The sequence below is a fragment of the Burkholderia sp. AU17457 genome, assembly GCF_002223255.1.
Classification (GTDB): Bacteria; Pseudomonadota; Gammaproteobacteria; order Burkholderiales; family Burkholderiaceae; genus Burkholderia; species Burkholderia sola.
Map to the genome: position 1 here is coordinate 532701 of NZ_NKFB01000005.1, position 18831 is coordinate 551531.

General features: G+C 68.5%; 12 protein-coding genes. 3 read left to right on the forward strand and 9 right to left on the reverse strand.

Annotated elements, in window-relative coordinates; translation table 11 throughout:
- Window positions 1–4: 4 nt before the first annotated feature.
- The 7 genes from CFB49_RS19655 to CFB49_RS19690 form a co-directional block, all read right to left on the reverse strand.
- The gene (locus CFB49_RS19655) at window positions 5–3148 is read right to left on the reverse strand and encodes a multidrug efflux RND transporter permease subunit (RefSeq protein WP_089492083.1); all 3144 of its coding nucleotides are present in this window, start codon (window positions 3146–3148) and stop codon (window positions 5–7) included.
- A gap of 20 nt (window positions 3149–3168) precedes the next feature.
- Window positions 3169–4329: an efflux RND transporter periplasmic adaptor subunit gene (locus CFB49_RS19660; protein ID WP_089492084.1), complete on the reverse strand. Its 1161-nt coding sequence runs from the start codon at window positions 4327–4329 to the stop codon at window positions 3169–3171.
- 373 nt (window positions 4330–4702) lie between these two features.
- The gene (locus tag CFB49_RS19670) at window positions 4703–5314 is read right to left on the reverse strand and encodes an ankyrin repeat domain-containing protein (RefSeq protein ID WP_069618497.1); all 612 of its coding nucleotides are present in this window, start codon (window positions 5312–5314) and stop codon (window positions 4703–4705) included.
- Between the two features lie 78 nt (window positions 5315–5392).
- Window positions 5393–6928 carry a catalase gene (locus CFB49_RS19675; protein WP_089436172.1) on the reverse strand — a complete coding sequence of 512 codons (1536 nt, stop codon included), beginning with the start codon at window positions 6926–6928 and terminating at the stop codon, window positions 5393–5395.
- A gap of 234 nt (window positions 6929–7162) precedes the next feature.
- On the reverse strand, window positions 7163–8650 hold the full coding sequence (locus tag CFB49_RS19680) for an efflux transporter outer membrane subunit (RefSeq protein ID WP_089492086.1): 1488 nt from the start codon (window positions 8648–8650) through the stop codon (window positions 7163–7165).
- Between the two features lie 13 nt (window positions 8651–8663).
- Window positions 8664–10253 (reverse strand): MDR family MFS transporter, encoded by a 1590-nt coding sequence (locus CFB49_RS19685; RefSeq protein WP_089492087.1) that lies wholly within the window; start codon window positions 10251–10253, stop codon window positions 8664–8666.
- The gene (locus CFB49_RS19690) at window positions 10246–11364 is read right to left on the reverse strand and encodes an HlyD family secretion protein (RefSeq protein ID WP_089436175.1); all 1119 of its coding nucleotides are present in this window, start codon (window positions 11362–11364) and stop codon (window positions 10246–10248) included. Before CFB49_RS19690 ends, CFB49_RS19685 begins: the two co-directional genes overlap by 8 nt.
- 91 nt (window positions 11365–11455) lie before the next feature.
- Between CFB49_RS19690 and CFB49_RS19695 the strand changes: the two genes are divergently transcribed.
- The gene (locus CFB49_RS19695) at window positions 11456–12292 is read left to right on the forward strand and encodes a CerR family C-terminal domain-containing protein (protein ID WP_069618492.1); all 837 of its coding nucleotides are present in this window, start codon (window positions 11456–11458) and stop codon (window positions 12290–12292) included.
- A gap of 33 nt (window positions 12293–12325) precedes the next feature.
- On the opposite strand, the gene CFB49_RS19700 is transcribed toward CFB49_RS19695, so the two are convergent.
- Both CFB49_RS19700 and CFB49_RS19705 read right to left on the reverse strand, forming a co-directional pair.
- On the reverse strand, window positions 12326–14767 hold the full coding sequence (locus CFB49_RS19700; protein ID WP_089436176.1) for a mechanosensitive ion channel family protein: 2442 nt from the start codon (window positions 14765–14767) through the stop codon (window positions 12326–12328).
- A 298-nt stretch (window positions 14768–15065) separates the two neighbouring features.
- Window positions 15066–16025 carry an LLM class oxidoreductase gene (locus CFB49_RS19705; protein WP_089436177.1) on the reverse strand — a complete coding sequence of 320 codons (960 nt, stop codon included), beginning with the start codon at window positions 16023–16025 and terminating at the stop codon, window positions 15066–15068.
- 1200 nt (window positions 16026–17225) lie between these two features.
- Between CFB49_RS19705 and CFB49_RS19715 the strand changes: the two genes are divergently transcribed.
- Together CFB49_RS19715 and CFB49_RS19720 are read left to right on the forward strand one after the other, a co-directional pair.
- Entirely contained in the window at window positions 17226–18134 is a 909-nt protein-coding gene (locus CFB49_RS19715; protein WP_069618489.1) for an NAD-dependent protein deacetylase, read from the forward strand.
- Window positions 18131–18772, forward strand: coding sequence for a DUF938 domain-containing protein (locus tag CFB49_RS19720; protein ID WP_089492088.1), 642 nt, complete (start codon window positions 18131–18133; stop codon window positions 18770–18772). The genes CFB49_RS19715 and CFB49_RS19720 overlap by 4 nt, the downstream gene beginning before the upstream one ends.
- Window positions 18773–18831: the final 59 nt, after the last annotated feature.

An 18831-nucleotide genomic window follows, 5' to 3' on the forward strand; every position in this document is an offset into this window, starting at 1 on the left:
GGCATCAACCTTCCTGTCCGTGAGTCGGGGCGGCCGGCTGCTTGCGGGAAGCCCGCCATGCGCCGATGCGCTCCTGGATGCTCGTCACGAACACAAAGAAAACAGGGACGAAGAAAATGGCCAGGACCGTCGCGGTCACCATGCCGCCGAACACGCCGGTGCCGATCGCGTGCTGGGTCTCGGCGCTGGCGCCGGTCGCGATCATCAGCGGCACGACGCCGAGGCCGAACGCGAGCGAGGTCATCAGGATCGGGCGCAGGCGCAGCTTCGACGCCTGCACGGCTGCCTCGATCAACCCGTTGCCTTCCTCGCGCAACTGTTTCGCGAACTCGACGATCAGGATCGCGTTTTTCGCGGACAGGCCGATCACCGTGATCATCCCGACCTTGAAGAACACGTCGTTCGGCAAGCCGCGCAGCAGCACCGCGCCGATCGCGCCGATCAGGCCGAGCGGCACCACCAGCATCACCGACAGCGGAATCGACCAGCTTTCGTACAGCGCGGCGAGTACCAGGAACACGACGATCATCGACAGCGCCATCAGCATCGTCGCCTGCGACGCCGACTGGCGTTCCTGCAGCGACTGGCCGGTCCACTCGACCGCGAAGCCCGGCGGCAGTTGCGCAGCGAGCCGTTCCATCTCGGCCATCGCCGCGCCGCTCGACTGGCCGGGGGCCGCGGTGCCCGAGATCCGCGCGGACGGATAGCCCTTGAAGCGCACCATCTGCAGCGGCGTGTCGGCCCACACCGGGCGCACCACTTCGGACAGCGGCACCATGCCGCCAGCCGCGTTGCGCACGTACAGCTTCATCACGTTGTCGATCTGCATGCGCGCCGGCGCGTCGGCCTGGATGATCACCTGCTGCATGCGGCCGGCGTTCGGGAAGTCGTTCACGTAGGTCGAGCCCATCGCGGTCGACAGCGTGTCGCTGAGCGTCGTGAACGACACGCCGAGCGCCTGCGCCTTCGCGCGGTCGATCTCGAGGCGAATGCTCGTGCCGGCCGGCAAGCTGTCCGGGTACACGCCGGTCACGACCTTGCTTTGCGCGGCGAGTTCGAGCAGCTTGACTTCCGCTGCCTTGAGCGCGGCCGTGCCCTGGTTCGCGCGGTCTTCCAGGCGCATCGAGAAGCCCGAGCTGTTGCCGAGTTCGTCGATCGCGGGCGGCAGCAGGCTCATCACCGTGCCTTCGGTCACGCCGGCCATCGCCTGCTGCGCGAGCATGCCTTCCTCGAGCGTCGACGCGCCGCCGCGGTTCTTCCAGTCCTTCATCACGGACCAGTTGATCGCCGCGTTCGGACCCTGGCCCGAGAAGCCGTAGCCGATCACGGAAATGCTCGACTGGATTGCCGGACGCGAAGCAAGATGCTTCTCCAGCGTGTTGACCACGTCATGCGTGCGCTCGGCGGTAGCGTCCGCGGGCAGCAGAAAGCTGGTGATGAAGTAGCCCTGGTCCTCGTCCGGCAGGAACGAGGACGGCAGGCTGCGGAAACCGAACACCAGCGCGCCCGCGATCGCGACGAACACGAGCATCACGCGGCCGGTGCGGCCGACCAGGCGGCCGACGCGCGTCTCGTACCAGGTCGTCAGGCGGTCGAAGCGGCGGTTGAACCAGCCGAAGAAGCCGCGCTTCTCGTGATGGCCCGGTGCGAGCGGCTTGAGCATCGTCGCGCACAGGGCCGGCGTGAGCGTCAGCGCCAGCAGCGCGGAGAACAGGATCGACACGGCCATCGACAGCGTGAACTGCTTGTAGATCACGCCGACCGAGCCGCTCGCCATCGCCATCGGCAGGAATACCGCGGTCAGCACCAGCGTGATGCCGATGATCGCGCCGGTGATTTCCTTCATCGCCTTGGACGTCGCGTCCTTCGGCGACAACCCTTCCTCGGCCATCAGACGCTCGACGTTCTCGACGACGACGATCGCATCGTCGACGATGATGCCGATCGCGAGCACCATGCCGAACATCGTCAGCACGTTGATCGAGAAGCCGGTCAGCAGCATCACCGCAAAGGTGCCGAGCATCGCGACCGGCGCGACGATGGCCGGGATCAACGTATAGCGCACGTTCTGCAGGAACAGGTACATCACGAGGAACACGAGCACCATCGCCTCGAACAGCGTGGCCAGCACCTTCTCGATCGAGATCTTCACGAACGGCGACGTGTCGAGCGGGATCGAATAGCTCATGCCCGACGGCATCGACTTGCTCAGTTCGGCCATGCGCGTGCGGATCGCGTCCGCGGTCTTCACCGCATTGGCGCCCGGCGCGAGCTGCACGCCGGCGAGGGTGGCCGGCTTGCTGTTCTCGCGGCTCACGAACATGTAGTTCTGCGAGCCGAGCTCGACGCGCGCGACGTCGCCGAGCACGACCCTCGAGCCGTCCGCGTTCGCGCGCAGCACGACCTTCGCGAATTCCTCCGGCGTCGTGAGCTGACCCTGCGCGGTCAGCGGAACGGTCACGCGCTGGCCCGGCAGCGCGGGCAGCGCGCCGAGGCTGCCCGGCGCGATCTGCACGTTCTGCTGGCCGATCGCGGTCGTCAGGTCGTTCATCGACAGGCCGAAGTTGATCAGCTTCTGCGGATCGACCCAGATGCGCATCGCGCGCTCGGAGCCGAAGTGCAGCACACGCCCGACGCCGTCGATGCGCCGCAACTCTTCGGACACGCTGCGCGCCATGTAGTCGGCGAGCGCGCCTTCGTCGAAGCGGCCGTTGTCGGAGCGCAGGCCGATCAGCATCAGGAAGCCGGACGACGCGGATTCGACGATCAGCCCGTTCTGGCGCACCGCGGCAGGCAGGCGCGGCTCGATCGACTTGATCTTGTTCTGCACGTCGACCTGCGCCATCTCCGGATGGGTGCCGGGCTTGAACGTGACGGTGATCTGCGCGCCGCCGGACGTGTCGGCCGACGATTCGAAGTACAGCAGGTTCTTGACGCCGGACAGTTCGCGCTCGATGAGGCTCAGCACGCCGTCGTTCATCGTCTGGGGCGTGGCGCCGGGATAGGTTGCGGTGATCGTGACGGACGGCGGCGCGACCGACGGATAGCGCGCGACCGGCAGTTGCGGGATCGCGATCAGCCCCGTCAGGATGATGAAGAGCGCGATTACCCACGCAAACACCGGGCGTCGGATAAAGAATTCAGCCATGGCTGGAGGCTCCTCGTGACTCAGTGCGCGGACGCGGTGGCGGGCGCGTCAGGCGACTTCCAGTCGGTCGCGGCGGCCGGCGCGCCGTCGGTCAGGCGTTCCATGCCTTCGACGACGATCTTCTGGCCGGCCTGCAGGCCCGACTTGATGCGGTAGCTGCGATTCGCGAGCTCGCCGACTTCGACGGCCTTCAGGTGCGCGGTGCCCTTTGCGTCGAGCACCCACACCTGCGGCTTGCCGCCGGCGCGCACGACGGCCTGTTGCGGCACCATCACCGCGTTCGCGTAGTGCGCGCGCGGAATCCGGGCCCGCACGTACATGCCCGGCAGCAACTGGCGCTTCGGGTTGTCGACCAGCACGCGCAGCAACACGTCGCCGGTGCCCGGATCGACGTTGACGCCCGAGAACAGCATGCGGCCCTTCACGTCGTAGCGCGTGTCGTCGTCGCGCAGCACGTCGACCGGCAGGCTGTTGCTGTCCGACGCTTGCGGTTGCGACGCGAGCGCGCCGCGCAGCGCTTCGAGCGACGCGGCCGGCTGGCGCACGTCCACGTACACCTGGTCGATCTGCTGGATGCGCGCCATCGGCTGGCTGTCGCTGCTCGATACCAGCGCGCCTTCCGTCACGAGCGCCTGGTCGATGCGGCCGGCGATCGGCGCTTCCACGGTCGCGAACTTCAGGTCCAGCTGGCGGCGCGCGAGCGTCGCGCGAGCCTGTGCGACGTCGGCCGCGGCCTGGTCGCGCTGCGACACGGCGTCGTCGTATACCTGGCGGCTGATCGCATCGGCCTCGACGAGCGGCTTGAAGCGTGCGGTCTGCACCTTCGCGCGTTCGAGTGCGGCCTGCGCCCGCTGCAGCGACGCGGCGGCCGTGTCCATCTCGGCCTTGAACGGCGCCGGATTGATCTGGAACAGCGACTGGCCAGCGCGCACTTCGGTGCCTTGTTCGAACAGCCGGCGCTGCACGATGCCGCTCACCTGCGGCCGGATCTCGGCCACCCGCACGGCCGCGACGCGGCCCGGCAGATCTTCGGCCACGTCGACGCGCGTGGCGGCCACGGTCATGGCCGCGACCGGGGTGGCCGGTGCGGCGGCCTGCTGCCCGGACGGCCCGCAACCGGCCAGCATGGCCGCCACCAGCGCGCATACGGCGCCGTGGCAGCATCGTTTCTGATTGTTCATAGCAACTCCAGGAAGCGCAGGCAGCCCACGGCCTGCTTTGACGGAGCGGAGTTTGCTTGGATTAGTTGGCGGCTTTTATGCGGAAAGATGGAGATTCGATGGAGGCGGCGAAAGGAGGGGGAGCCGCAGCAAGGGGCGCGGCGCGGTGTCACGCGCGGTGTTTCGGCTCGATGCGCGCGTGGGCCCGCGCCGGTGTTTGAAGATCGAGCCGGCAGGGTCGCTGGGCGAACTGCCCGACGAGGCGGCGCGTCTGCGCTGGCTGGCCATGACGGGGCCGCTTGGCGCACGACGGGTGCGACGCGGCGCCGGCATCGCGCGATGGCGACGCGGATCGGGTCAGCGAATGGGGCGCGCCATTTGACGCGTAGCCGCGCTACTGTTTTGCGCCGGCATCCCGCAGTGCGTCCGCGGCATACGTATTGTCGTGCGTCAGCGCGAGCTGAAGCAGCGACTGGCCGCGCCGGTCGACGTGGTTCGGATTCGCGCCATGCGCGACGAGCAGCGGAATCAGCTCGAAGCGGTTGAACAGCGTCGCGAACCCCAGCGCGGTTTCGCCGGCGCCGTTCGTCTGGTCGATCGGGCAGCGCGTGTCGATCAGGCGCCGCGCGATGTCGGGCTCGTTCCTGAACAGCGCGCCCATCAGCGCGGTGTTGCCGTGACGATCGCCGACGCACGCATCGGCGCCGGCCGACAACAGGTACTCGAGCGCCGCGGGCTGGCCGTCGTACGACGCGAGGATCACGGCCGTATAGCCGTGGCTGTCGGTCGCGTCGACCGGATAGCCGGCGTCGTGCAACGCGCGAAGGATATCGACGCGGCCGACGCGCGCGGCGTCGAACCAGTCGTCGTCATAGCGGCGCAGCGCGGCAGGGTCGGCCTTGCCGTACGCCGGCCGGTCGGGCAGGTGCGCGCAGCCGGCGAGTGCGGTCAGCGCGAGCGCCGCCGCGGCCGCGCGAATCGCGTGGGTGAAGCGTTCGGATCGCATGGGGGAAGTCCAGATGAAAGGATCGGGCCGACGTGCGCGGCGGGAGCGCACACGTCGGCGGCGACCGGTGTCGCGAGATCAGTTGTCGTTCAGCTTCGCCGCGAGCGACTGCACTTGCTGGACGTTCGCGTGAACGGCCTGGGCGAGGCGCGTGCCGTAGTCCGCGTCGGCCTTGTAGAAGTACGACAGCATCGCGTACTGGTTCTGCGCGTTCTTCACCTGGCCGAGGTCGCCGGACAGCGCGGTGACGAGGTCGTCCTTGTCCTGCGGCGACAGGCTGCGGTAGTACTCGCCCGCCTGACGGAACGGCAGCTTCTTGCGGATCGCCTCCTGCTGCGTCGTGCCGCTGAGCGCCATGCGGACCGACTTGTACTGAGGATCCTGCGCGAGTTCGTTCAGCGTCGACGGCTCGTAATTCACCTCACCCTTGCGGCTGCCGGCATTCATCGCGCCGTCCTGGTTGTTGTTGACGACCGGCACGACCGGGCGGTTGATCGGCAGATCCATGTAGTTCGCGCCGAGCCGGTACAGCTGCGTGTCGGCGTATGCGAACAGGCGATCCTGCAGCATCCGGTCTTCGGACGGCTCGATCCCCGGCACGAGCCGCGACGGCGCGAACGCCGATTCCTCGGTCGACTGGAAGTAGTTGTCGGGCACGCGGTTGAGCGTCATCGTGCCGATCTTGCGTTCAGGTACGCCGGTCCACACCTTCGTGTCGTCGAGCGCGTCGAAGTCGAAACGGTTCAGGTCCTTCGGCGTGAGCACCTGCACGTACAGGTCCCACTTCGGGAAATCGCCCTGTTTCAGTGCGCCGTACAGGTCGTTCGTCATCAGGTTCCAGTCGCGGCCGATCGATGCGGCGATTTCTTGCGGGCGCAGGCCGTGCACGCCTTGCTGGCTCTTCCAGTGGAACTTCACGTAGTGCACGTCGCCTTGCGCATTGACGAACTTGAACGCATGCACCGCGAAGCCGTCCATGTGGCGATACGAATCGGGCATGCCTTCGTCCGTGTACAGTCGCGTCAGCATGTGGGTCGCTTCGGGCGTGTGCGCGAAGAAGTCGAACGCGAGGTTCGGGTCCTGCACGCCGGTCACGGCGCTCGGTTTGTTCGCGTGCACGAAGTCGGGAAACTTGATGCCGTCGCGAATGAAGAACACCGGCCAATTGATGCCGACCATGTCCCAGTTGCCCTGCTGCGTATAGAACTTCACCGCGAAGCCGCGCGGGTCGCGCGCCTGCTCCGGCGAGCCGCGATAGCCCATCACGGTGGAGAAGCGCACGAACACCGGCGTGCGGGTGCCCGGCGTGAAGACTTTCGCTTTCGTCAGGTCGGAGATGTCGGCGCTCGGCACGAACTCGCCGAAGGCGCCGGTGCCGCGCGCATGCACGACGCGTTCCGGAATGCGTTCGCGATCGAAGCGCTGCAGTTTCTCGATGAGCGCGGAGTCCTGCAGCAGCACCGGGCCGGCGGGGCCGGCCGTCTGCGAATTCTGGTTGTCGCCGACCGGCGCGCCGGTATCGCGCGTGAGTTCGGCGGCGTACGGAGAGGCGGAGAGCGCGACGCAGATCGCGGCGACTGCGTGCCGCAGCACGCGAGGGGAAGATGAGGACATGACGATGGAACTCCTTGAATCCGATCGGTGGTGGGGAAGCCGACTGAATTAGAAGAGATCGTCAGACGATTGGCTAATTGATATTCGATATGTTTTCGATAGCCGCGGGGCGATGCGGCGCGAGCCCGTTCGTTGCGCAGGAAACGAAGCGTATTGTTGCGCGCGCAATGAGTTGTTACCGGATTGTTTCGGCGAGCATGATGCATCGGTCGTGCATGATTTGCGGCCGCGCCGTCAACCGGCGCTTGCCTGCCATCCGAGCCCGAGGCTCTTCTGTACCGACACATAGTCCTTGATCAGTTCGGCTTGCCCGGCGATCACGTTCTGCTGCGCGGACAGCGCTTCGCGTTGCGTATCGAGCAGGTCGATCATCGACGCGACGCCCGCACGATAGCGCTGGTCCATCAGCGTGCGCGAATGCACGGCCGACGTCTGCACCTTCGTCAATGCGACCACATGCTCGCGCTGATGCCCGTAACGCTGCAGTGCGGTATTGGCGTCCTGCAACGCGCCGAGCACGGCCTTCTGATAATTCGCTTCCGCTTCGTCGCGCGACGCTTCGGCTGCGCGCACCGCGCCGCGCGTGCGTCCGAAATCGAGAATGTTCCATTGCAGGTATGGCGCGCCTACCCAGGTGAAATTCTGCTTGCGGAACAGGTGGCCGGGGTCGGTCGCGCTGAAGCCGAGATCGCCGAGCAACGTCACCTTCGGGAAATAATCGGCGACATGCTCGCCGATCTGCGCATTGCTCGACGCAAGCCGGCGTTCGGCCGCGCGGATGTCGGGGCGCTGTTTCAGCAGCGTGGCCGGATCGCCGATCGCGACGCTGCCGGGCAGCGTCGGCAATGCCGCGTCCGGGGTCGACAGCGCGGCGTCGAGCGCGCCCGGCGCGCGGCCCGTCAGGATCGCGAGCCGGTCGAGCGATTCGGTCACCTGGGCATCGAGCGGGATCAACGACGCGCGCGTGTTTTCGACCTGGGTCGTCAGCCGCTCGATGTCCGCGTCGGCCGCGACGCCGCGCGCGCGGCGCTGCTGCGTGAGTTCGAGCATCTGCTGCTGCAATTGCGCGGTGCGTCGCGACAACGCGAGCCGTTGCTGCTGGTCGCGCAGGTCGACATACGCATTCGCGACTTCGGCCGCGATCGACACCTGCGTGTCGGCGAGATCGGCGTCGACCGCTTCGGCCTGCGCGGAAGCGGCTTCGACCGCGCGGCGCGTGCCGCCGAACAGGTCGATTTCCCACGTCGCGTCGAAGCCCGCGGAATAGAGTTGCAGCGGGCCCGAGCCGCCGAGCGACGGCGACGTGCCGCCCGACTGGCCCGAGCCGTTCGACGGCAGCAGCGAGCCGAGCGCGCCGATGTCCGGTTCGCGCATGCGGATGGCCGCGGCGGTGGCCGACGATTTCGGCGTCTGCGCGGCGCGCTGTTGCGAGAGCTGCGCGCGTGCCGCGCGCAAGCGCGCCTGCGCGGCGTGCAGATCGGGGTTGTATACAAGCGCGGCAACGATCAGCGCGTCGAGCTGGCGATCGTTCAACGCGTGCCACCAGGCGCTCGGCGCCGGCGCGGCGGTGTCGACGCCGGTGGCCGGCGCACGCACGAAGGTCGGCGCATCCGGCGCGGCGGGCGCGCCGCGATAGTCGGGGCCGACCGTGCAGCCGGCGAGCAGGCACGCGGCCGCGCACAGCGTGAGCGCGGGGCGGCGGGGCAGGGGGAAGGATTTCATCGCGTATGACGGGTCAATGGCCGGACGACATCGGTTGCGGGCCGCGCGGCGGCGTTCTCAGCAGCAGCGCGAGCGGCACGCAGGCGAGCAGCGCGAGGCCGAGCAGATAGAAGGTTTCGGAGTAGGTCATGACGACGGCCTGGATCTGGATCTGCCGCGCGAGCTGGCCGAGCGCGCGCATGTTCGAATACGCGAGATCGCCGGTGTGCGCGAACCAGTTGGCCGCATAGGCCGACAGTCGATCCTGGCCGATCAGCGAGTTCGCGGTCACCGATTCGCGCAGCGCGGCCGTATGGAAGGTCGTGCGCCGGTCGATCACGGTGCCGATGATCGCAAGCCCGATCGAGCCGCCGAGATTGCGCGCCATGTTGTAGAGCCCGGCCGCATCGCCCGAGTCTTCGCGCGCGACGGCCGCCATCGACGCCTGGTTGAGCGGCATCATCGCGAGCATCTGCGCGAGGCCGCGAATCAGTTGCGACCACACGAAATCGTGACCCACGCTCTGCGCGGTCAGGCTGATGTCGAGCATGCAACTCAGGCAGAACAGCAGCAGCCCCGTGATCACGAGGATGCGGAAATCGACCTTGCCGAGCAGGCGCGGCAGGATCGGCATCACGAGAAAGGCCGGCAGCCCCGACAGCAGCATGATCGCGCCGGCCTGTTCCGCGTTGTAGCCGGCGACGATCGCGAGGAACTGCGGCAGCAGGTAGGACACGCCGTACAGCCCGGCGCCGACCGCGGACACGATCACGATCACGCTCGCGTAGCGCGGGTTGCGCATCAGCGACAGCCGCATGATCGGCCGCTTGGCGAAGCGCTGCGACAGCGCGATCAGGACCATCCCGACGAACGACACGACGCTCAGCGTGACGATCATCTGCGATTCGAACCAGCGTTCGCGCTGGCCCTCCTCGAGCACGACGGTCAGCGAGCTCAGGCCGATCGCGAGGCCGAGGATGCCGAGCCAGTCCGCGTTGAAGAACGCACTCCATTGCGGGCGGTCCGACGGCAGGCCGAACACGAGCAGCGCCATCAGCAGCAGGCACACGGGCAGGTTCAGGAAGAAGCACCAGCTCCAGTTCACGTTTTCCGCGAGCCAGCCGCCGAGCACCGGGCCGAACAGCGGCCCGAGCAGCACGATCAGGCCGAACAGCGTCATCCCGACCGGCAACTGCGACAGCGGCAGGCGCGTGCGGATGATCGTCTGCGCGGTCGGGATCAGCGCGCCGCCGGTGAAGCCCTGGCCGATCCGGCCGGCGATCATCATCGGCAGCGAATGCGACCAGCCGCACATCATCGAGAACGCGATGAACAGCGCGGAGTTCGTCAGCAGGAAATTGCGTAGCCCGAACACGCGTGTGAGCCAGGCCGCAAGCGGGATCATCACGATTTCCGACATCAGGTAGCCGGTCGAGATCCACGTGCCTTCGGTGCCGGTCGCGCCGATTTCGCCCTGGATCTGCGGCAGCGCGGAATTCGTGATCGAGATGTCGAGCGTCGCCATCAGTGCGCCGAGCGCGCCGGCCGCGACCGCGATCCAGTCGGTCACGCTCGCGCGGCCTTCGTGCGGCGGCATGGGGATCGTGGCGGGCGTATCAGCCATGATGCTGCTCGTCGCGCGCCGAGCGCGTATCGACGTCGACCGTCACCGACAGCCCGGGCAACAGCATGCGTTGCGCGCGGGCGTTCGCGGCCAGGCGAATGCGCACCGGCACGCGCTGGACGATCTTCGTGAAGTTGCCGGTCGCGTTCTCGGGCGGCAGCAGCGCGAACTGCGCGCCGGTGCCGGGCGCGAAGCTGTCGACGACGCCGGACAGCGGGCCGTCCGGCAGCGCGTCGACATGCAGCTCGACGGGTTGGCCGATGCGCATGTTGCCGATCTGCGTTTCCTTGAAATTCGCGACGAGATAGATCGAATCGACCGGCACGACGGTCAGCAGGCGCGTGCCGGGCTGCACGTATTGCCCGACGCGCACCGTGCGATCGCCGACGCGGCCCGCGAGCGTGCTGCGCACGATCGTGTTGTCGAGGTCGAGCTGCGCCTGCGCGGCGCTGGCCTGCGCGGCCTCGAGCTGCGCGCGCGCCTGCTGGAGTTGCGCGGTGAACGACGCGATCTGCGTGCGGGCGGCGGCGATCGACGCGTTGTTCGCGGCGAGCGTCGCCGCCGCCTGGTCGCGCGTGCTCTTCAGGTCGGCCACGCGTTCGTGCGTTTCGGCGCCGGTCGCCGCGAGCGGCGCATAGCGCGCGTACTCGTCGCTCGCGTGCTGGGCGTTGATGCGCGATACCTTCGCCTGCGCGTCGGCTTGTTCGAGATTCGCGCGCTGCTGGCTGATGTCGGCTTCGGCGCGCGCGATATCGGCGCGACGGGCGTCGACGGTCGCCTGCGCTTGCGCGAGCGCCACCTGGTACTGGCGGACATCGAGCCGAACGAGCGGATCGCCGGCCTTGACGGGCTGGTTGTCGCGCACGTAGACGTCGGTCACGTAGCCGGCGACCTTCGGCGCGGCGGTCATGCTGTCCGCCTGCAGATACGCATCGTTGGTGCTTTCGATGAAGCGGCCGACCGTCCACCAGCGGCCGAGCCACACCGCGCCGCCGACGGCCGCGAGCACGGCGACCGCGAGCAGGATGCGCCGCCTCGTTCCGCCGTTGCGCGGCATTGTTCCGTTTTCCTGACGATCTGCTTTCTGTGGCGGGTCTTGTGGCGTCGACATGCGGGATCCAATTTATTCCAAGTGGAAGAATTATTCCAGTTGATAAAATTGTGTCAAGTAGAATGTCGACCGAGCGAATGACGAGGAAGCCATGAACGAAGCGAAGAAGCTGCGCCGCACGTCGGCGGGCGGCTACGCGCGCGGCGACGAAACGCGCCAGCGGATCATCGAGGCGGCGATCGAACTGTTCGGCGAACGCGGGTTCGCGGGCGCGTCGACGCGCGAGATCGCCGCGATGGCGGGCGTGAACGCGCCGGCGCTCCAGTACTACTTCGAGAACAAGGAAGGCGTGTACCGCGCGTGCGTCGAGACGATCGCCGAGCACGGCTGGCAGGTGTTCGCGCCGGCGGTCGGCCATGCGCGGGCGATGCTTGACGCCCATGCGAGCGTGGATGCGCTGATCGATGCGTTCATCGGGCTGCTGCGGGCGCTGTCGGACCGGATGTTCACTGCGCCGAAGACGATGAACCAGCGGATGTTCTTCGCGCGCGAGCAGGGCGGCCAGGAACCGGCGAGCGCGAGCGAAATCCTGATGAAGCGCATGCGCAAGCCGCTGAACGACGTGAGCGCCGAGTTGATTGGCCGCATTTCCGGGCGGCCGGCCGACGACCCCGTCACGCGGTTGCGCGCGCTGAGCCTGTTCGGGCAGATCACGGTGTTCCACATCGCGCAGCGTTCGGCGCTGCAGTTGCTCGAATGGGACGCGTTCGAGGGCGAACGCGCGGCGCTGGTGACCGATACGATTGCGGACCAGACGCGCGTGCTGCTCGAACAATGGCATGCGCAGCGCGATGCGGGTGCCGCCGGTCCGGAAACCGCTGCGAAGCGCGGGCAAGGTGCCGCGACGAAACGACGTGCGGCGAAGCCGGGGGCCGCACCGCCCGCCGCGAAAAGCACGGCGCGCGTGAAGAAGCCCGCCGCGCGTTGAGCGCCGCCGGTCACCGGCCCCGGGCGATCGCGATCAACCCGGCTTGCGCTCCGCTGCGTCGGGCGACGGCGGCCGGGCTGCCATCTCGGCGGTATTCCGCGGGTCGGGGCGCGGGCCGTCTTCATCGTTGTCGACCGGCCGCGATCCGTCCGCATAGGCGACGACGCTGCGCTGCGGATTGGCGATCCGGATCCCGCGTTCGCGGAACGTCTCCGCGATCCGCCGGTTGAATTCCCGCTGCACGCTCCAGCGCGCCGAATCCGTGCACTGGATCTGTCCGGCCAGTGCGAGCGCCGCGCCGTCGACCTGATCGATGCCCCAGTAGCTGAAGTCCGACAGGATGCCGTCGTGGTACTTCGGATCGTCGCGCAACGCGGCGCCGATTTCCTTCAGCGTCGCGATCGCGCGCTCGATGTCCTCGCCATACGCGATGCTGACCTTGACGGCCGCATTGCCGAGCCCGCGATTCGTGTTGTTGACGGTCGTCACCGAGCTGAACGGGATCGTGTACAGCGACCCGTCGCCCGCTCGCAGCCGAACGGTGCGGATCGACAGGTATTCGACCGTCCCCGACACGCCGGCGAGCGTGACCCAGTCGCCGACCTGCATCGCGTTTTCCATCAGCAGGAAGATCCCGGTGATGAAGTCCTGCACGAGCTTCTGCGAGCCGAAACCGAGCGCGACGCCGAAGATGCTGGCGCCGGCCAGCAGCGGGCCGACGTTCACGCCGAGTTCGCTGAGGCCCGTCAGCACGACGACGAGCGCGATCATCACGAACAGCAGCGAGCGCAGCATCGGCAGCAGCGTGCGCAGCCGCGCGGCGCGCACCAGGTTGCCTTCGCGCGTCCAGCGTTGCAGCCGGCGCTCGATCGCGATGTTGGCTGCTTCCCACACGACGAGCGCGACGATCGCCGCGATCGCGATCGTCACCAGCGCGGACGCGAGCCGATGGCCGATCGTGCCCGTCCCGAATGCGCGGAAGATCGGCACGCCCCAGATCTGCAGCAGCAGCACGACGGTCACGACGCCGATCGCGCCAGACACGATCTGGCGCAGCAGCGGGTAGTAGCGGTACGCGTGCAGATGAACGAGCGTGCGGTCGTCCTCGCGGCGCTGGAACAGCCGCGCGAGCGCGCCGAACACGACGATCGACACCATCCGCATCGCGATCATCACGGCGATCGAGCGGCCGCCGAGCGCGATCAGCACGCGGTAGCCGTTGTGGACGTCGAGCGCCCACACGAACCACAGCGCCATCACGATGAAGACCGACACGGGCGCCCACGCGTCCGCGAGCGCGTTGCCGACGACGGTGAAGGTCGGACGATCCGCGCCGGCGGCACGGATGCGTGCCGCGACCGGTCGGCGGCACTGCAGGATCAACACCGAGATCATCACGTGCCCGACGAGCGCGACGGCCTTCAGCAGCGCGACATGGCCGGCTTCGGTCAGGCCGAAGTTCGCGGCGATCTCGACGGCCGCCGTGCATGCGCCGACCACGATCACGATCCGCGCGATCGAGCGTTGCGCGAACGCGGCCCATGCGTCGCTGATATGCAGCAGCCGCAGCTGCCGCGCGTCGGGCTGGAAGAACAGCCGGCTGACGATCGTGACGAGCCGGCAGATCACGTAGGTGTCGATCAACGCTTCGAGCGCGGACTCGATCGGCGTGTCGGCTTCGACGAGCAACGACATCGTCAGGCTCGCAACGCCGACGAACACGAGCAGCGGCACCGCGCGCAGCGCGAGACTGACGAGTGCGCGCGGCATCCGGTGCAGCAGCGTGGTGTGCCGGCGTGCGTGGCCTTGGCTTTGCGAGGGCGACGGGGCCGTGTCCGCGGCTGCGGCGTCGGGCGGAGGGGAAGCATCGGGCGGCGGCGCGTGGTCCCCGTCCGATGCGGCGGAGTCGGGCACGGCGCGGCGCGCGGCCACCGCGGCCAGTGCGCGTCGCAGCAGCCGCTTCGCGAGCCATTCGACGACGAGCGCAGGCAGCAGCACCGCGAAGAGGATGCCGAGCGTGCGAGTCAGATTCGCACGCTCGTCGGCGCGCACGAGCGTGTCGTGCCACCAGCTTCCCACCGAACCGATATCGAGCAGCGAGCGCAGCGATTCCTGCAGCGCGTGGCCGATCTGCGCGGCCCAGCGCGATCCCTGGCGGACGAGCATCGATGCAAGCCCGTTCGACGTGAGCGCGGCCGGCGCCGCGGCAGCCGATGCGCCGCTGGCCGCGGGCGCTGCGCTTGCCGGCACGGCGGGCGCGCTCAACGCGCCGACGGCCGCGATCGCGCGCAGCGTCGTTTCGACCTGCGCACGCTCGCGCGGGTTTTCGAGCACATTCAGTGCCTGCCGCGCCTCTTGTGGCGTCAGCGCGGGCGCGGCGCCGGAGGCGGCCGACGCGGCGGCCGGTGCGGGAGCGGCCGCGTGGGCGGCCGAGACGACGGCGGCGAGCAGCCAGCCGAGGAGGATATGTCGCATGGAGTGGGCATGCGGGTGCGTCTCGTCACGCGGCCCGCCAGGCTGAACGATGGACGGAAGTTAACATGATCGCGATCGAAACCGAATAGTTCCGTCGCCGACGATTTGAATCGGGCATGAAGGCGCCGGATACAGGTCGTCGGCCGTCCGACATCGCGGGAACGTCCTGTTTGTCCGGTCGTAAGGCGTCTGTAACACGCGTTTGCCGGTTCCGGTCAGCGATGCGCCGCTGCGTGAGTGTTCGTCCGGCCCCGATCAGTGCTTGAATCGCATCGTATGGATCGGGATTCCTGACGAATCACGCTTGCTCGTCGTGAAAGACCGGCAACACATGTTCGGCGATTTCCTCGATGACGTCGCGCACCGGCCGGTCCGATCCCGGGTTCAGCGTGACATGGTGCGTCCCGGCCGCCTGCATGTCCTGCAGAATGTCGACCAACGCGCGGCGCCCGGTTGCATAACCGAGCGGCAGCGCGGTGGCGGGCGTATCCGGATGCGCGGCGAGATCGAGCCGCATCGCTACGCCGAACGCGCGAAATGCCGGCGATGCGAGCCGGTCGACCGCCGCGCGCCACATCGAATAGCGGGCGCGCTGCGTATCCGGATCGCGGTGATACGTCATCCAGCCGATCGAATGACGGGCGATCCAGTCGACGCTCTGTCCGCCCGAGCCGACCGCCAGCATCGGCACCGCGTCGCCGTCGCGCGGCAGCAGCGTGAATGCGGGCGCATCGGGTGGCGTCTGGTCGGGCAGCACGCGCGACGGCACGCCGAGCGCGGCCGCGACGACGTCCCAGTGCGCGCGATAGCGGTCGCGCCGCGTTTCCGCGTCGACGCCGAACGCCGCATATTCGGGCGGCCGGTCGCCGGAGCCGAGCCCGAGGATGAAGCGCCCGCCCGACAGCGTCGCGACCGACAGCGCGCCTTTCGCGATATGCAGCGGATGACGCAGCGGCAGCACGATCGCGCCGCTGGCGAGCGCGATCCGGCGGGTGCGCGACGCGAGTGCGCCGAGCAGTACCCACGGGTCGAGGTGGCCGACCGGGTCCGGATAATCGGCGCTGTTCAGCGGCACGTCGCGAATCCACAGCGCGCGAAAGCCGAGCGAATCGGCCAGCGCGGCGAGTTCGAGCTGCTCGTTGAAGTCCGCGACGACGTGGCCGCCGCGAAGCAGCGGAAGCGTGAGGCCGATCGACAGCCGCCCGGCCGAGAAGACGCGATGCGCGACGTCGGGATGGGCGGAAGCGGGTGGGGTCATGGTGGATCCTTGGCGGCGAGGCAGCGCAAGCGTGCGGCGCTCCGTGTCCGAATGCTAGCGTGTTTGTTCGATGCGCGAGCGGGACGGCGCAAACTCCGCGCTATCCGCTCCGCAACGCGCGCCCCAGGGCGGAACGCCGCGCATTGCGACGCGCGGTTGTCGCGATCGGTGCCGTGGAACAGCGTGCGGTAGTCGATATCCAGCCCGTGCCTCGTGTCGGACATGCGGCGAGTGCGGGTACCGGTCGGGCGGTGGCGCGCCGCGGGAAAGGGCAAGTCCGTGCGCGTGCGACGCCAATCGTGGGGGGATTGCAAGGCGGCTGCCCGCGCGGCAAGGCCGCGACCGGACGATACCGGCGACGCCGGCGGTGCGTTTCAGTTTCGAAACATTCGCGCTTTCTGACGGGGCGCGATGCCTGCCCGCGGCCCCGGATATGCCCGCGCGGCCTTGCGGCATGAAGCATGGTGCGCTCCTTGCATGGTTGTATGGGCCGTGAGCGCGATCGCAGGTGCAGTCAGCCCGGCAATCGCTTCAGTGGGTCGGATGTATCGAAGACGGGGACAAGAGAATGAAAAAAGACCGAAACGCAACATGCCGTGTTGCAAGCATGAATCGCCGACCTGCCAGGGTATTCGCTTCGCCGTTGATCGCGGCGACGTGAGCGAGCGGCTTTCCGTTCCATCTGAACAATCGGGTTCGTTCTGAACGACGGCGTGCAAGCGTGACGCACGCGTCCGACCAACGCCGGTCGGCCGTCCGGGATGAACCGCGAACGCGGGCGGATGGCCGCGGCCCGGATCCCGAATCGTCATGCCATGGCGCAACGCACACCGTCGCGCGGCGAATGCGCTTGCACGCCGCGCATGACGGCGGCGTGACGAGCGCGACGAACAGGACCGGGTCTGGAAAGCCGATGACGCGCCGATGTGCGCGGCAGTGCGGAACACGTGAAGTCCGGGGGAGCGTCCGTCGATCGCGGTACGACGGGCGTCGCAACATTGTGCTGTCAGTTGATCCACTACCCCGATGGATCAATTGTTGGAGCGCCCGTCGCCGAGCGGCGATGGGCGTCTTTTTGCGTCCTGTTGCGTGCCGCGGCGGCAGCCCGCCCGATCGCACGGCGTTCTGTATCATGTGCTGGCGCGCGTGGCCGCCCGTGCGGGCGCACGGCCTGCCGGCGCGCCCGATCACGTTGCCAACATGAACGACAAAGCCTTGCCCGACCCCTCCCTCGCCGACGTCGATCCGGCCGCGCTCGATGCGCTGCAGACGTTCGTCGAGCGTCATCCGCGCCTGCTCGTGCTGACCGGCGCGGGCATCAGCACCGATTCCGGCATTCCCGGCTACCGCGACCGCAACGGCCAATGGATGCGCTCGCCGCCGATCCAGCTCAACGAATTCCTCGGCTCCGATGCCGCGCGGCGCCGCTACTGGGCACGCAGCATGATCGGCTGGCCCGTGGTTGGCCGCGCGCGGCCGAACGGGTCGCATGTCGCGCTGGCGCGGCTCGGCGGCGCGGGCCGGATCGAGCGTCTCGTCACGCAGAACGTCGACGGCCTGCATCAGCGCGCGGGCAGCGACGACGTGATCGAACTGCACGGCGGCATCAACGGCGTGACCTGCCTCGACTGCGGCGCGCATCATGCGCGGGCGACGATCCAGACCGTGCTCGAAGCCGACAATCCCGAACTGCTGGGCGCGCAGGCCGAGCCGGCCGCGGACGGCGACGCGCATCTCGAATGGGCCGCGCTCGATACGTTCCGCATCCCGGCGTGCCCCGCGTGCGGCGGCCTGCTGAAGCCGGCGGTGGTGTTCTTCGGTGAAAACGTGCCGCGCGAGCGCGTGGCGCTGGCGTCGCAGGCGCTTGAAGCGGCCGACGCGCTGCTCGTCGTCGGCTCGTCGCTGATGGTGTATTCCGGCTACCGCTTCTGCGTGTGGGCGCAGGCGCAGCACAAGCCGATTGCCGCACTCAATCTCGGCCATACGCGCGCCGACCCGATGCTGACGCTGAAGGTCGAGGCGCGCTGTGCATCCGCGCTCGACGCACTCGTGACGCGGCTGGGGCTCGGAAGCAACATCGACAGCGACACGGCGGAGCGTGCATCGTGACCGGCGACGCTTCTTCTCACGATCCGTCCGCGCGGCTGTCGGCGCCGGCGGCCGAACGTAATCGCGGGCCGATCCTCGACGTGCTCCGCCGCGTGCTGCCGGCGACCGGCAGCGTGCTCGAAATCGCGAGCGGCACCGGGCAGCACGTCGTTCACTTCGCGCAGGCGTTGCCGGGCCTGCACTGGCAGCCGAGCGATCCCGACGCGCAGGCGCGGCGTTCGATCGCCGCGTGGGTCGCGCATGCGGGCCTCGCGAACGTCGCCGGGCCGCTGGCGTTCGACGTGCGCGACACGCTGTGGCCGGTCGCGGCGCTCGACGCGATCGTTTGCATCAACATGATCCACATCTCGCCGTGGGCCTGTACGGAAGCGCTGTTCGCAGGCGCGTCGCGCGTGCTGCGGCCGGGCGGCGTGCTGTTCCTGTACGGCCCGTACCGTCGCGAAGGCCGGCATACGGCGCCGTCGAACGAAGCCTTCGACCGCCAGTTGCGCAGCCGCGACCCGTCGTGGGGCGTGCGCGATCTCGAGACCGTCGTCGCGCTCGGGCTCGATCGCGGGCTCGACTGCATCGAGGTCGTCGAGATGCCGGCGAACAACCTGAGCGTCGCGTTCCGGCGCCTGCCGCACGCGGAGCAATGACACGCGAGCGGGCAGCGCCGCCGGGTTTCCACTATCCTTTCGCCTGTGCGCGCGGTCCG

Coding starts and splice junctions, on each gene's coding strand:
- CFB49_RS19655 (WP_089492083.1), bottom strand. CDS start 3,148: ATGGCTGAATTCTTTATCCGACGCCCGGTGTTTGCGTGGGTAATCGCG.
- CFB49_RS19690 (WP_089436175.1), bottom strand. CDS start 11,364: ATGTCGACGCCACAAGACCCGCCACAGAAAGCAGATCGTCAGGAAAAC.
- CFB49_RS19705 (WP_089436177.1), bottom strand. CDS start 16,025: ATGACCCCACCCGCTTCCGCCCATCCCGACGTCGCGCATCGCGTCTTC.
- CFB49_RS19680 (WP_089492086.1), bottom strand. CDS start 8,650: ATGAAATCCTTCCCCCTGCCCCGCCGCCCCGCGCTCACGCTGTGCGCG.
- CFB49_RS19715 (WP_069618489.1), top strand. CDS start 17,226: ATGAACGACAAAGCCTTGCCCGACCCCTCCCTCGCCGACGTCGATCCG.
- CFB49_RS19685 (WP_089492087.1), bottom strand. CDS start 10,253: ATGGCTGATACGCCCGCCACGATCCCCATGCCGCCGCACGAAGGCCGC.
- CFB49_RS19670 (WP_069618497.1), bottom strand. CDS start 5,314: ATGCGATCCGAACGCTTCACCCACGCGATTCGCGCGGCCGCGGCGGCG.
- CFB49_RS19700 (WP_089436176.1), bottom strand. CDS start 14,767: ATGCGACATATCCTCCTCGGCTGGCTGCTCGCCGCCGTCGTCTCGGCC.
- CFB49_RS19695 (WP_069618492.1), top strand. CDS start 11,456: ATGAACGAAGCGAAGAAGCTGCGCCGCACGTCGGCGGGCGGCTACGCG.
- CFB49_RS19675 (WP_089436172.1), bottom strand. CDS start 6,928: ATGTCCTCATCTTCCCCTCGCGTGCTGCGGCACGCAGTCGCCGCGATC.
- CFB49_RS19660 (WP_089492084.1), bottom strand. CDS start 4,329: ATGAACAATCAGAAACGATGCTGCCACGGCGCCGTATGCGCGCTGGTG.